The sequence below is a fragment of the Sanguibacter sp. Z1732 genome (assembly GCF_051020515.1).
In the GTDB taxonomy this organism is placed as follows: domain Bacteria; phylum Actinomycetota; class Actinomycetes; order Actinomycetales; family Beutenbergiaceae; genus CALKWS01.
Map to the genome: position 1 here is coordinate 190,229 of NZ_CP194857.1, position 13,587 is coordinate 203,815.

The window sequence follows — 13,587 nt, forward strand, 5'->3', positions numbered from 1 at the left end:
CGCTACGTCGTCGTCGGTCGGACGAGTCTCGTTGCGGCCCGGTTGGCACGGCCCGGACTTGTGCCCTCAGTCTGCCACTGCGATGCCGATGTACTTGGTCTCCAGGAACTCCTCGATCCCCACCGTCCCGCCCTCGCGGCCCAGGCCGGACTCCTTGATCCCACCGAAGGGTGCCGCCGGGTTGGACACCACGCCCTGGTTCAGGCCGACCATGCCCGATTCGAGGGCCTCGGCCATCCGCAAGCCCCGGTCCAGGTTGGTGGTGTAGACGTAGGAGACCAGGCCGTAGGGGGTGTTGTTGGCCGCGGCGAGCACCTCCTCCTCGGTGTCGAAGGGGGTCAACGGCGCCACCGGACCGAAGATCTCCTCACTTCCCATCCGCGAATCGACCGGCACGTCGGACAGCACCGTCGGCGGGTAGAAGTAGCCCTCGCCCTCGGACTGTTGCCCGCCGGTGAGCACCGTGGCACCACGCTCGAGTGCGTCGCTGACCAGTTCGCTGACCTTGTCCCGCGCTGCCTGGTCGATCAGGGGGCCCACGTTCACCCCCTCGTCGGTGCCGGGGCCTACGGTCAGGCCGGACATCTTCTCGGTGAGTCTGGTGGCGAAGTCGGTCATGATGCCGCGCTGGACGTAGATCCGGTTGGCAGCGGTGCAGGCCTCGCCCATGTTGCGCATCTTGGCCAGGAAGGCGCCCTCGACGGCGGCGTCCAGGTCGGCGTCGTCGAACACGATGAAGGGGGCGTTACCGCCCAGTTCCATCGACGTGCGCATCACCTTGTCCGCGCACTGTTCCAGCAGTTTCTTGCCCACCGGGGTGGATCCGGTGAAGGAGAGCTTGCGCGCCAGGCCGGACCGGATCAGCGGCTCCATCACCCCGCCGGAGTCGGAGGTGGTGACGGTGTTGACGACCCCGTCGGGCAGGCCCACCTCGCGCAGGATGTCCACCAGCGCCAGCATCGACAACGGCGTCTGGGCGGCCGGTTTGATCACCGAGGTGCACCCGGCGGCGATCGCGGGTCCGAGTTTGCGGGTGCCCATGGCCATCGGGAAGTTCCACGGGGTGATCAGCAGGCACGGGCCCACCGGTTGCTTGGTGATGATGAACCGGGCTCCGCCCTGAGGTGCGGTCTGGTAACCACCGGAGATGCGGAGCGCATCGCCGGCGGAGTGGCGGAAGAACTCGGCGGCATAGGTGATCTCGCCCTTGGCCTCGGCCAGTGGCTTACCCATCTCCAGGGTCATCAGCAGCGCCAGATCATCGATGCGCTCATGCAGCAGGTTGAAGGCGTCCATGAGGATCTCGTGGCGGCGCTTGGGCGCCAGCGCGGCGAAGGCCGGCTGGGCCGCGACGGCGGCGTCGAGAGCGCGGCGGCCGTCGGACGGATCGGCGTCGGCCACCTGGGTCAGCACCTGACCGGTGGCGGGGTTCACCACATCGAACTGGGCCTGGTTCGACGCCGGACCCCACTGCCCATCGATGAACAGACCGGTGGGAGTCCCGGCGGGGAGTTGGTGAGCCATGTGGTTCGCCTTTCGCAGATTGGGGTATGGGGGCAACCTATCTAGGTGTCGCAACCTGAACGCGCGCGGTGCGGTAGCACGAGGCCACCTCACCGTGGTACCAATGGACCCGACAGATTGTCGACAATCCTACACAGGAGCATGAACATGGCTGAACTGTCCCCCAACCTGAAGCAGGCCACCGGCGTCGTCGCCGCCCGGGGACAGGGTGCGCTGCTCTGGGATGAGGATGACCGGCGCTACCTGGACTTCACCGCCGGCATCGGCGTGACCGGCACCGGTCACAGCCACCCCAAGGTGGTGGCCGCCGCACAGGAACAGGTCGCCAAGATCATCCACGCCCAGTACACAACCGTGATGCACCGCCCGCTGCTGGACCTGACCGAGCGGCTCTCGGAGGTGCTACCCAGCGGCCTGGACTCGCTGTTCTTCGCCAACTCCGGCTCCGAGGCGGTCGAGGCGGCGCTGCGCCTGGTGCGCCAGGCCACCGGGCGCCCGAACATCATCGCCTTCCACGGGGGTTTCCACGGACGTACCGTCGCGGCGGCCTCGTTGACCACTTCCGGCACCCGGTTCCGCTCCGGGTTCGCCCCGTTGATGGCCGGGGTGCACATCTCCCCCTTCCCCGACCCCACGCACTACGGCTGGAGCGAGGCCGAGGCCACCACGTTCGCCCTGAACCAGCTCGATTACACGCTGCAGACCATGAGCGCCCCGGCTGACACCGCCGCGTTCATCGTCGAGCCGGTGCTGGGCGAGGGCGGGTACGTGCCCGGCAACGCCGAGTTCTTCGCCGGGCTGCGCGAACGCGCCGATCGGCACGGGATCCTGCTGATCGTCGACGAGATCCAGACCGGCTGGGGCCGCACCGGGGAGTTCTGGGGCGCAGGCCACTTCGGCCTGCGTCCCGATGTCATCACCACCGCCAAGGGCATTGCCTCCGGTTTCCCGCTCTCGGCGATCGCCGCCTCGGAGGAGTTGATGAGCAAGGCCTGGGCCGGCTCGCAGGGCGGCACCTACGGCGCAAACGCCGTGGCCTGCGCCGCAGCGCTGGCGACGCTGGACGTCATCACCGAGGAGAACCTGGTGGCCAACGCCCGCGAGCGGGGCGCGCAACTGCGGGGCGCGCTGGAGCGGGTAGCGGCCGAACACAGCGCGATCACCGACGTGCGCGGTCTCGGCCTGATGCTGGGCAATGAGTTCCGGGACGCCGACGGCCGCCCGGACGGGGCCACCGCCGCCAGGGCCCAGCAAGCGGCCGCCGAACGTGGGCTGCTGCTGCTGACCTGCGGTCCCTGGGGCCAGGTGGTGCGCTTCATCCCGGCGCTCGTCGTCACCGAGGATCAGGTCGAGGAGGCCGGGCAGATCTGGGCCGAGGTGGTGCAGGCAGTACTCTGAGGGGCGGTGACAGCACAGAGCAGACCGTCCAGAGCGAGGTTCGATGGCTAGGGCCCGTTTCCCCCGGCACGTCTATGCCTCCGGCGACGAGCCAGACCCGCGCTTCTCCCTGGCCAACGAACGCACGTTCCTGGCCTGGGTCCGCACCGCCCTGGCCTTCCTGGCCGGCGCGGTAGCCCTGGAGGCGCTGGCCACCCCGCTCAACCCCACCGTGCGTGCCATCGCCGCCCTGGCGCTGGTGGCCACCGCCCTGCTCGTGGTGCTGCAGGCCTGGATCGGGTGGGTTCGCATCGAGCGCGCGCTGCGGCAGGACCGCCCGCTGCCCTCACCGTTGACCACCCTGCCGGTCACCATCGGGTTGGTCGCGGTCACGGGTGCTGGTGGGTGCGGGCCTGCTACTCGGCGGGTCGGGATGACCTGGGACCGGGGCCTGCAGTTCGAACGTACCGATCTGGCCTGGCGCCGCACCGTCCTCGCCGTGACAGCCGGGCTGGCCCTGGCCGGCCGATACCTGGCCGCCGGCAACGCGGTGCTGGGGATCGCGCTGCCGGCGGCGGCCCTGGTCTGCGGCGTCGGGATGCTGTGGCTCTTCACCGCGCGGATCCGGCAGGCCGAGCGGGTGGTGCGAGCCATCACGATCGGCGCACCCACCATCGAGCGGATGCCCGGTGGTGGACTGATCGCGGCGGTGGCACTAATGACGGGGGTGGCGATCCTGGCCGGCGTCGTCTTCGTGTCCACCGCGGCGCTAGGCACCTGACCACCCCTGCCGGAACCCGTGCCGGCGATCCGGGCACCGCCCGCCGATCGCACGAACGGCTGCGGGCCCGGAACACGACCAACCGACCTCACCCGGTGGGCAGGGCCTCCTGTGCGTAGGCCTGCGCGAACTGTGCCGTAGGCGGAATCGGCTGGATCACATCCACGAGCACCCCGCCGGGGGCCTCGACGATGAAGTGTCGCTGCCCGAAGCCCTCATCCCGCAGCGCGAGGACCGGCGTCAGCCCATGTTCGGCCGTCAGGGCGTGGTGAAGCGGGTGGACATCCTCCACCTCGATGTTGAGGATGAGGCCGCGTACGGGTGCACCGAACCCGGCCGGCACCGTGGGATGGTCGCACTGCAGGATCGCCAGCTCGTACTCCCCCAGGCGCAGGCTGACGTACCAGTCCGCCTCGAAGGTGCTCTCGAATCCGAGCACCTCGCGGTAGAACCGCGCGGCCGCGGCCACGTCGTCGGACATCAGGACCGGGTAGACGCTGGTGACAGACATCGCACTCTCCTTTACGTACACTGTGTTTGTAAGCACGATAAGGATACATACACCGAGTAGGTAAAGGAAGAGCGATGGCACGTGCTTCTGCCGCGGTAGCCGCGGAGACCGCCCGGACCCTCCTGCGGGTCGCTACCGAGTCATTCGCCTCCGAGGGCTACGCCGCGGTATCCCTGGAGGACGTGGCCCGATCGGCAGGGGTCACCCGAGGCGCGGTGTACCACCACTACCGGAGCAAGGCGGGGCTCTTCGGCGCGGTGGCCGCTGCCCTGCAGGCCGATGTCGCCGCGGCGGTGGTCGCCGCCGCCGAGCAGTCCGGAACCGAGCCCGGCGCTCAACTGCGCGCCGGCAGCCACGCCTTCCTGGACGCGATCACCGCAGCCCCCGTGGGGCAGATCCTGCTCATCGACGCTCCCGCCGTGATGGGCTGGGCCCAATGGCGCGCCCTGGATGCCGAGCACTCCGGCGCCCATCTGCGCGAGGTGCTGCACAGCGTCGGTGTGGCTCCGGAACTCCTGGATGCCACAGCGGCACAACTGTCCGGGGCGATGAACGAGGCCGCGCTCTGGCTCGCCCAGCACCCCGGCGACGATGCTGCCCGCGCGGCGGCCGGGCGGGTGCTGGACCGGCTCCTGGAGGCGGCAACGCCCTGAGCGCCGCTCACCCGCCGGGGGCATCCCGGCCGGTGAGTTCCTCGGAGATCTCACCGCTGGGCTTGTCATCGCCCGAACTCATCACCGCTCCGGAGCCCACGTCCACCGCGACGTCCGTGCCGCCACTCTCGAACTCGGGCAGCACGGTCTGCCCGGGATCGTCATAGGGCGCACTGAGCAGGGTGGCCGTGGCCCAGCCCCGGGTGAGCAGGTCGTGGTCGGAGCCGGGCTCCTCCCGGGCGCTGACACCGGAGTAGGTCAGCATCACGTAACCCTTGCCCTTCTCCCGCACACTGGCCTGCACGGCACCGAAACTGGCCAGTGGTGCGGGTTTGAGTCCGCGCAACTGGCCGGCCGGGATATCGGGCACGTTGACGTTGAGCACCCGCTCATCGGCCGGCTGACGGAGCAACCAGTCGAACGCGTGCTCACTCACCAGCCGCGCCGTGTCCCAGTGCTGTGGGTCCCCGGAGGCAATCGAGACGGCCAGTGCTCCGATCCCCTGCGTCGCCGCCGACAGTGCGGCACCCACGGTGCCGGAGTGCAGGGTGGCCCGCCCGGTGTTCGCGCCGAGGTTGACGCCGGAGAGCACCAGATCGGGGCGTTCACCGAACGCGCCGTAGGCGGCCACGAACGTGATCAGCGCGGGCGCGGCCTTGACCCCGAATGCGGTGACCTCCTCCGGCAGTCCGGGCGGGCGCCCCTCAACCAGCACCAGCGCGCCGTCGACCTCCTGTGCGGTCAGGGCCGCGCTGGCACCGGAGTACTGCCGGTGCGGGGCGGCCACGACGACGTCGCACCCGGCCGCGAGGGCGACCTCGGCCAGCACGGTCAGGCCGGGAGAGGCGATGCCGTCGTCGTTGGTGATGAGGACCCGCATCAGCCGCTGCTCCCGCCGTCGTTCCCGCGCTCACTGCCGCCGGCATCGGTGCCGTCCGCACTCCGGCCGCCCGCGCCGGCGACCTCCTCGATCCCGATGTGGTCGGCGAACCGCTCGACCTGTTCGCGCCTGCCGGTGCCCAGCCCCCGACGGGTCACGTTCAGGGCCCCCGCCGCGGCACCTAGCCGGGCGGCTTCAGCCACCCCGGCTCCGCGCCCGAGCGCCACCGCAACCCCGGCCGTCATGGAGTCGCCCCCGCCGTGGTGGTCCAGTGGGGTGACGACCGGTCCCACGAGTAGTCGCGCGGAGTCGGCGGTGACCAGCAGCGGCGGCTCCCCGGCCCGGGAGATCAACATCGCCTCCACCCCGCCGGAGACCAGTTCCCGGCCGGCCTCCTCCAGGGTGGCCAGATCGTCATGGTCAGCCAGGCCGGCGGCCTGGATCTCCTCGTGGCTCATCTTCAGCAGCGTGGGACACTCCGCCGCGGCCGCCTTCGCCGTGTTCCCGGACAGGTCGGCCACCACCGGGATCCCCGCGCTGCGCACGTCCCGCACGATCCGGGCGAAGAACTCCGCCGGCAGGACCCGCTCCGGTTCGGCCCCGGTCACCACCAACACGTCACACTCCAGCGCCTCGACCAGCACGGTGCCGTACAAGTCGTCCATCTCGTGCCGGGTGAGCGGTCCGGGAACCATGTGCGCCAGGGTCACCCGCTGCCCTGCCCGCCGGTCGTGCACATAGGCGCCGTTGCCCGCGTTGTACGGCACCGCCCGGATCCGCAGATTCTCCTCCGCGAGCATCGGGCTCAGCACCGCACCGACCTCGCCACCGAAGGGGCCGCACACGGTCACCCCGGCGCCCAGCGATGAAGCCATACGGGCCACCCACAACCCCTGTCCGCCCGGATGCAGATGCACATTCCCTGCCGCCTCGCCCTCCTCGTCGGAGGACTCGATCTCCACCATCAGGAGCGGGGTGGCCGCCAGCACGCACAGGCGGGGGCTCCGGTGGGGTTGGTCCGGGTCTGCCATAGCGCGAGCCTAGAACCGGACAGGACAGCCCGCAGCATGGGGGTGCACACTAGGTGGATGGTGCCCCCGACGAGCCCCGAGCACCGCCCGCCCGCGCCGGTGCGGATCCTGGGTGGGCAGGCCGGCAGTGTCGCGGCAGCACGGGCCATGCAGCACTACCGCAGCGAACTCAGCGAGCGATTGGGCACCGACGAGGACCCCGACCTCACCCATGCCGACGATCCAGCCGATGTGACGCCGCCGCGAGGGGACTTCGTGCTGGTCCGCGAGGTCGGCACCGCCACCGTGGTGGGTTTCGGGGCGGTCTACGTGCTCGAGCCCGGGGTGGTGGAGATCAAGCGGATGTGGCTCAAACCCGACGTGCGCGGGCGCGGCCTGGGCACGTTCCTCCTCAAGGAACTGGAGAACCGGGCGCGTGCGCTCGGAGCGCGGCGGGTGCTGCTGGCCGTGAACGAATCACTGGTCGAGGCCTGCGGCCTGTACACCTCCGCCGGCTATCAGCCCGTGGATCGGTTCGAGGACAACCCCCACGCCACGCACTTCTTCGGCAAGCAGTTGGTGTCCACCTGAGCACGCCACCTCACCAGTCGTGCACGGTGCCGTCGGCGAGCCGGTTATAGGGCAGGTAGGCCCGCTCGTAGGGATACTTGCCGGCCTCGTCGGTGTCCAACTCGACGCCCAGACCCACAGCGTTCCCCGGGTGCAGCAGCCCGTCGGTGAACGTGAAGGATTGCTTGAACACCTCGTTCGTGCGGGCCCCGTGCTGCATGTACTCCTGGATTCCGAAGTTGTGGATCGCCAGGCCCAGGTGCAGCGCCGCGGCCATTCCCACCGGGGAGACGTCGGTCGGCCCGTGCATCCCGGACTTGATCTGGTACTGCGCGGCGTAATCCAGCACCTTCTTCAGGTGGGAGATCCCGCCTGTGTGGGTGACCGAACTGCGCACGTAGTCGATGAGTTGTTCGCGCACGATCTGCTGGTAGTCCCAGACGGTGTTGAAGATCTCCCCGATCGCAGGGGGGTGTGGTGGTGTGCCGGGGCACCAGCCGCAACGCCTCCTGGTTCTCCGCCGGGGTGACGTCCTCGAGCCAGAACAGGTCATAGGGTTCCAGGGACCTGCCCAGGCGCGCCGCCTGGATCGGGCTGAGCCGGTGGTGAGCATCGTGCAGCAGCGGGAGTTCGGGGCCGAACTCGTTGCGGACGGCCTCGAAAACGGTCGGGATGTGGCGCAGGTAGCTGCCGGTGTCCCAGTCCTCCTCGTGGGGCAGCGCACCGCGCTGGGCCGGTTCGTACTCCTGCGTCCCACCCTCGGAGTAGGTGGCGTCCGAGGCAATGCCGTAGATCGACTTCAGGCCCGGCACCCCGCTCTGCACCCGGATGGCCTTGAAACCCTGCTCCTGGTGCTCGCGGATGCTGTCGAAGAGCGCCTCGAGTGTGCCGCCCGAGGCATGTCCGTAGGCGAGCAGCCCGCGCCGGGAGGCCCCGCCGAGCAGTTCGTACAGCGGCATCGAGGCAGCCTTGGCCTTGATGTCCCAGAGCGCGACGTCGACCGCGGCGATCGCGGCCATCGTCACCGGACCGCGGCGCCAGTAGGCGCTGCGGTAGAGGAACTGCCAGGTGTCCTCGATCGCCCCGGCGTCGCCGCCGATCAGTAGCGGCACCACGTGGTCGCGCAGGTAGGACACCACCGAGAGCTCGCGGCCGTTCAGCGTGGCATCACCCAGGCCGGTGAGCCCTTCGTCGGTGGTGACCTTCAAGGTGACGAAGTTGCGGTCCGGGCTGGTGACGATGACGTCGGCCTGTTCGATGATCATCGGCCCAGACAAACACCGGGAAACCAGGCCAGACAACCGGTTGCCGAAGGTTGTTCCCGCCGGCCTCGCCGCGACTGGGCCACCCGACCGGCGAGGTGCGGTCGCGTCACCGGCCTTCCCTGTACCTGTGCCCCTTAGGCTGAGGTCATCGGCGTCCCGCCTGCGAGGCTGGGTCGCTGGAGACCTGTGCGTCACCTGTCAGGAGGAGTAGAGATGCCCGAGGCCGGCCCATGAGCATCACGTCATGGCTGGCTATCGATGGTGGGCAGTCCCAGATCCGGTTGCGCCACTCCGGTGGTGCCCAGGCGCAGGCCGACGGCGTGCAGCATCGTCCCGGCGGCAATGTTCCGGGGATGCTCGCCTCGATCCGGCAGGGGCTGGCGCGGCTGGGCAGCCCGCGCGTCCAGGTGGCCGCGCTGGGGATGAGCGGGCTGTTCCAGGAGGACCAGTCGCTCCGGGAGCTGGCCCGCGGTGTGGCTGCGGCCAGCGGCGCCACCCGGGTGCTGCTGGTCGGGGATGACGTCACCGGGCACGCCGGTGCCCTGCGGGGCGCGCCCGGTGTGGTCGCCGCGATCGGCACCGGAACCGCCGTCATCGGGTTGACCCCGGGCGGTGAGTTCAACGTGGTGGACGGTCGTGGCTACCTGCTCGGCGATGAGGGGTCGGGTTTCCAACTCGGCCGGCGCGGGCTGCGGGCCGTGCTGGAGCACGCCGAGGGCCTGCACCCCGCCCACGACCCTGACGAGGGCGGCCATCGCCCGGTACGGCCCGGTGGACCAGATCGCACACCGCATCTATCGCTCCAAGGCACCGGTCGCCGCTGTGGCCGCCTTCGCCGCTGACGTCATCTCCGCTGCCGATGCCGGCGAGCCGACCGCGACAGGGCTGGTGCGGACCTCGATGACCTCGCTGGCCCGCTCCATCACCGCGGCGGCTGCCGGGTTCGGTACCGGTCCGGTCCCGGTCGTGGTGGTCGGTGGCCTGATGCGTTCACGCCAGGTGCTCACCCCTGTGCTGGCCAGTGCTCTGGCCCAGGTGCTGCCGGACGCGCACCTGCAGGACCCGGCCGGCACCGCGCTCGACGGGGCGGCCTGGCTGGCCGGCGGCGATGCCGGGCCCTATGCACCGAGGGTGCACGCCTACGGTACGACGAGCCGGCCGACGACGACGCCTCCTGCCGTCGAGCCGCACGACGATCTCTCCTCACAACCCTCCCCGGGAGGCCGGCGTGAGTAGCCGCGCGATACCCGTTCCGGCCGGCGGCCTGGTGGTCTCCTGCCAGGCTCCCGAGGCCAGTCCGATCGGGCAGGCACCGGTGATGGCCACGATGGCCCGGGCCGCCGAGGCCGGCGGAGCCGTGGGTCTCCGCGCGAACGGGGCCGCCGATGTGGCCGCGATCGCCGCCGTCACCGACCTGCCGATCATCGGCATCACCAAGGCCGGGCGGCGGACAGGGGTCTACATCACCCCGACCTTCACCGGTGCCGAGCAGGTGGTGCGCGCCGGAGCCGCGATGGTGGCGGTGGACGGCACCGCACGCGCGCGCCCTGCGGGACTGACCCTGGCGGAGTTGATCGAGGCGATCCATGCCCGGTTGGGCGTGCCCGTGATGGCCGACTGTGACTCGATACCGAGCGCCGAGCACGCCGCCGGGGCCGGGGCCGACCTGCTGGCCACCACGCTGGCCGGATATACCGGCGCTCGTGCGGCCACCGCGACCGCAACGGCACGGCCCGAGCCCGCCGGCCCCGACCTCGACCTGCTCGCCGCCATGTGCGCCGGGTTCGACCTGCCCGTCGTCGCCGAAGGGCGCTACCGCACCCCCGCCCATGTGAACGCGGCCTTCGATGCCGGCGCCCACGCCGTCGTCGTCGGGACCGCGATCACCGACCCGTTCACCCTGACCCGTTCCTTCGCCGCCGCCACCCCGCGCGGCGGTGCCGCCTAACCCCGGGAGACCTTCCGTGACCGTGATCAACCAGACCATCGCCGCCTCCGCCATCATGTCCGCCGTGACCCGGGTGCTGACCACCCAGACCGCCAACATCCGCGCGGCCGCGGAGGTGTACGTGCGGGCGCTCGACGCCGGCGGCATCATCCAGGCGTTCGGCACCGGGCACTCCCGGGGATTCGCGATGGAGGTGGCCGGCCGGGCCGGTGGGTTGGTCCCGGCCAATCAACTCAACGTCAAGGACGTGGTGATGTACGGCGATACCGACCCGGCCGACATCATGACCCCCGATGCCGAGCGCAGGCCCGAGACCGCCCACGCGGTGCTGGACCTGGCCGAACTGCACCCGGCCGACGCCTTCATCATCGCCTCGAACTCCGGCGGCAACGGGGCGACGGTGGAGATGGCGGTGGAGGCCCGCCGGCGCGGGCACCAGGTGATCGCGGTGACCAGCATGGACCACACCACCCAGATCACCTCCCGGCACCCCTCGGGCCGGCGGTTGTTCGAGGTGGCCGATGTGGTGATCGACAACGGGTCGGTGTTCGGCGATGCCGAGGTGGAGATCCCGGGTGTCGGGGCGGCCGTCCCCTCCAGCGCCGTCACCGCCAACATGATCGCGGAGATGATCGCCGCCGAGGTCTGCGGCATCATGCTCGATCGCGGCGACACGCCGCCGATCCTGGTGTCGGCGAACGTACCCGGCGGGGATGAGCACAACGACACCATCCGTGCCCGCTACGGCACCCGGCTGCGCGTCGGCGAGCCCTGAGCGGTCTCGCCACCATCCCGGGCGGTTCGCGGGGCGGGAGCGGGCTAGGGCCGGGCGGCCGCGTCGATCCGCTGGATGTGGGAGCGGGCGTGCTCCACCGCGGGCTCGAGATCATCGAACAGGTGGCTGCGGTGCCGCAACGCGCTGAACACCTGCAGCCGGCGCATCAGGTTCAGGTGCTCCGGGCGCACACCCTTGATCAGCACCGTGACGCCGCGCTTCTCCAACTCCGAGACCACCGCGGCCAGGGAGTGCGCACCGGTGGCATCGACCAGATGCAACTGGGACAGCCGCAGGATCACCACGTCGATCCCCTCGTGCTCGCCGACCCGTTCCATGATCCGTTCCACCGCTCCGAAGAACAGGGCACCGTCGATGCGGAACACCGCGATCCGCTCATCGCCGGGTTGGACCTTCCCGGCGATCGTCTCCCGGTGCACGCCGCTGGCCCGGCTCAGGCCCCGCAGCACGAAGAACGCCGCCACCGCCAGCCCGATCAGGATCGCCACCACCAGGTCGAAGGACACCGTGATGATCGCGGTGATGGTGAACACCAACGCGTCGGAGCGGGTGGTGGCGAACATGGTGCGCACCACCCGCACCGAGATCATCCGTGCGGCGGTGACCATCAGCACACCGGAAAGCGCGGCCAGTGGTACCTGGGACACCACCCGGGAGGCCAGGTACACCACGGCCAGCAGCGCCAGGGCGTGCACCACCGCGGACACCCGGGTTCGGGCTCCCGAGCGCACGTTCACCGCGGTGCGCGCGATCGCCGCGGTGGCCGGCATGCCCCCGAACAGTCCCGAGGCCACCGAGGCCATGCCCTGTCCCACCAGTTCCCGGTCGGCATCGAACGGGCCGACCTCGGACATCGAGTGGGCCACCCGGCCCGACAGCAGCGACTCGATCGCTGCCAGTGCGGCCACCGCCAGCGCAGGCCCGGCCAGCGTCTGCAGGATGTCCAGGTTCACCTCCGGCAGCGTGGGTGCGGGCAGACCGTCGGGCAGGGCGCCGATGGTCTCCAGCGGCACCGCGGCGACGACGGCGATCACGGTCACCAGCACGATCCCCAGGAAGGAGCCGGGCACCTGCGGCAACCACCGACCGGTGGCGATCATGATGGCCGCCACGGTGACCACCGCCCCCAGGGTGAGGAAGGTGTTGGGCCAGGTGGCCGCTCCGAAAGCCTGCGCAGCCGCGACCACGGCGTTGGTGGAGTCGACCGCATCGGAGGCCCCGACGGCGGCAGGGATCTGCTGGGCGAAGATGATGACGCCGATCCCCATCGTGAACCCTTCCACCACGGGCCAGGGGATGTAACTGATGGTGCGGCCCAGCCGTAGGAATCCGGCGAGGAGCACCAGGAGACCGGCCATCACGCTGGTGACCACCAGGGCACCGGGGCCGTGGTCGACCACGATCGGCAGCAGCACCACCACCATCGCCCCTGTGGGGCCGGAGACCTGGATGTGGGAGCCGCCGAAGATCGCGGCCACCAGTCCGGCCACGATCGCGGTGATCAGTCCGGCCTCGGCGCCCGCACCCGAACTCACGCCGAAGGCCAGGGCCAGGGGCAGCGCGACGATGCCGACGGTCAGCCCCGCCATCACGTCGCGTTTCCATGTCCTGCCCAGTCCGGTGTAGTCCTGGCGGCTCGGGAACAGGGAGCGCCAGGTGCTCACTTAGCCTCCACCGCATCTGTCGGAGAGTCCTGGACTGCCGCTGCCGGCTCCTGGGGCGGAGCCTGTGGCTGCTGCGCCGGTGGCGCCGGTGCGGTGGCCTGTTCGAGTTGGGCGGCGTTGGTCTGCAGGATGTCCGCGAGCAGCAACCGGGCGACCGTGAGCAGTTCGGCGGCTCGGGCGGAGGCGAGCTGGTAGTAGACGTGCGAGCCCCGTCGCTGGGAGGTCACCAAGCGGTGCCGACGTAGCACGGACAGGTGCTGGGACAGGTGCGAGGCCTCCAGGTCCATATCGGTGAGCATCTGCGCCACCGAGACCTCGGGGTCGGCGGCGAGGAGTTCGAGGATCCGGATCCGGAACGGATGCGCCAAGCCCTTGAACAGGTCGGCTTTGATCTCATACAGCGGCTGATTCTGTACCGCGAACCCCACACATGCCTCCAAGATGATGACTTGACCATTCCATCATATTGTCGATGTCAAATTGGTCGGAGGTGCCCGCGCTGGGGCTCCAGGTGATCCCAGGTGACCTACAGTCGAGCGCGTGCCGACTCCCACTCTCCGCGAGCGCCTGGAGCGCGGGCAGGTCTGGATCTATCTCGGCTTCGCCCT

14 protein-coding genes and 1 pseudogene are annotated in these 13,587 nt (G+C 70.3%); 8 read left to right on the forward strand and 7 right to left on the reverse strand.

Features of this window, described 5'->3' with window-relative positions; all coding sequences use genetic code 11:
- Positions 1-66: 66 nt before the first annotated feature.
- Entirely contained in the window at positions 67-1,524 is a 1,458-nt protein-coding gene (locus ACRRRO_RS01240) for an NAD-dependent succinate-semialdehyde dehydrogenase (RefSeq protein ID WP_424797544.1), read from the reverse strand.
- A gap of 147 nt (positions 1,525-1,671) precedes the next feature.
- Here ACRRRO_RS01240 and ACRRRO_RS01245 point away from each other — a divergent pair, with 147 nt between their 5' ends.
- Positions 1,672-2,922, forward strand: a complete 1,251-nt coding sequence (locus ACRRRO_RS01245) for an aspartate aminotransferase family protein (RefSeq protein ID WP_424797545.1) — start codon at positions 1,672-1,674, stop codon at positions 2,920-2,922.
- 43 nt (positions 2,923-2,965) lie between these two features.
- Entirely contained in the window at positions 2,966-3,682 is a 717-nt protein-coding gene (locus ACRRRO_RS01250) for a DUF202 domain-containing protein (protein WP_434080933.1), read from the forward strand.
- Positions 3,683-3,770: 88 nt separating this feature from the next.
- Here ACRRRO_RS01250 and ACRRRO_RS01255 read toward each other — a convergent pair whose 3' ends face one another.
- A complete protein-coding gene (locus ACRRRO_RS01255; RefSeq protein WP_424797548.1) occupies positions 3,771-4,193 on the reverse strand; it encodes a VOC family protein in 423 nt (140 codons plus the stop codon).
- A gap of 74 nt (positions 4,194-4,267) precedes the next feature.
- On the opposite strand from ACRRRO_RS01255, the gene ACRRRO_RS01260 reads away from it, so the two are divergent.
- Positions 4,268-4,846 (forward strand): helix-turn-helix domain-containing protein, encoded by a 579-nt coding sequence (locus ACRRRO_RS01260; RefSeq protein WP_424788291.1) that lies wholly within the window; start codon positions 4,268-4,270, stop codon positions 4,844-4,846.
- 7 nt (positions 4,847-4,853) lie between these two features.
- On the opposite strand, the gene surE is transcribed toward ACRRRO_RS01260, so the two are convergent.
- Together surE and ACRRRO_RS01270 are read right to left on the reverse strand one after the other, a co-directional pair.
- On the reverse strand, positions 4,854-5,726 hold the full coding sequence (gene surE / locus ACRRRO_RS01265; protein ID WP_424797549.1) for a 5'/3'-nucleotidase SurE: 873 nt from the start codon (positions 5,724-5,726) through the stop codon (positions 4,854-4,856).
- Positions 5,726-6,757 carry a PfkB family carbohydrate kinase gene (locus ACRRRO_RS01270; RefSeq protein WP_424797550.1) on the reverse strand — a complete coding sequence of 344 codons (1,032 nt, stop codon included), beginning with the start codon at positions 6,755-6,757 and terminating at the stop codon, positions 5,726-5,728. The genes surE and ACRRRO_RS01270 overlap by 1 nt, the downstream gene beginning before the upstream one ends.
- A 57-nt stretch (positions 6,758-6,814) precedes the next feature.
- Here ACRRRO_RS01270 and ACRRRO_RS01275 point away from each other — a divergent pair, with 57 nt between their 5' ends.
- A complete protein-coding gene (locus ACRRRO_RS01275) occupies positions 6,815-7,327 on the forward strand; it encodes a GNAT family N-acetyltransferase (protein ID WP_424797551.1) in 513 nt (170 codons plus the stop codon).
- A 10-nt stretch (positions 7,328-7,337) separates the two neighbouring features.
- Here ACRRRO_RS01275 and manD read toward each other — a convergent pair.
- Positions 7,338-8,571, reverse strand: a pseudogene (gene manD, locus ACRRRO_RS01280) (D-mannonate dehydratase ManD).
- A gap of 230 nt (positions 8,572-8,801) precedes the next feature.
- Here manD and ACRRRO_RS01285 point away from each other — a divergent pair.
- The 4 genes from ACRRRO_RS01285 to ACRRRO_RS01300 are packed head-to-tail and all read left to right on the forward strand — an operon-like array spanning position 8,802 to position 11,294.
- A complete protein-coding gene (locus ACRRRO_RS01285; protein ID WP_434080934.1) occupies positions 8,802-9,413 on the forward strand; it encodes a hypothetical protein in 612 nt (203 codons plus the stop codon).
- Positions 9,394-9,807 (forward strand): hypothetical protein, encoded by a 414-nt coding sequence (locus ACRRRO_RS01290; protein ID WP_434080935.1) that lies wholly within the window; start codon positions 9,394-9,396, stop codon positions 9,805-9,807. The genes ACRRRO_RS01285 and ACRRRO_RS01290 overlap by 20 nt, the downstream gene beginning before the upstream one ends.
- Entirely contained in the window at positions 9,800-10,519 is a 720-nt protein-coding gene (locus tag ACRRRO_RS01295) for an N-acetylmannosamine-6-phosphate 2-epimerase (protein WP_424797554.1), read from the forward strand. The genes ACRRRO_RS01290 and ACRRRO_RS01295 overlap by 8 nt, the downstream gene beginning before the upstream one ends.
- A gap of 16 nt (positions 10,520-10,535) precedes the next feature.
- Positions 10,536-11,294, forward strand: coding sequence for a sugar isomerase domain-containing protein (locus ACRRRO_RS01300; RefSeq protein WP_424797555.1), 759 nt, complete (start codon positions 10,536-10,538; stop codon positions 11,292-11,294).
- Positions 11,295-11,338: 44 nt separating this feature from the next.
- Here ACRRRO_RS01300 and ACRRRO_RS01305 read toward each other — a convergent pair whose 3' ends face one another.
- Both ACRRRO_RS01305 and ACRRRO_RS01310 read right to left on the reverse strand, forming a co-directional pair.
- Positions 11,339-12,979: a SulP family inorganic anion transporter gene (locus ACRRRO_RS01305; RefSeq protein ID WP_424797556.1), complete on the reverse strand. Its 1,641-nt coding sequence runs from the start codon at positions 12,977-12,979 to the stop codon at positions 11,339-11,341.
- Positions 12,976-13,407 (reverse strand): ArsR/SmtB family transcription factor, encoded by a 432-nt coding sequence (locus ACRRRO_RS01310; protein WP_424797557.1) that lies wholly within the window; start codon positions 13,405-13,407, stop codon positions 12,976-12,978. Before ACRRRO_RS01310 ends, ACRRRO_RS01305 begins: the two co-directional genes overlap by 4 nt.
- Positions 13,408-13,587: the final 180 nt, after the last annotated feature.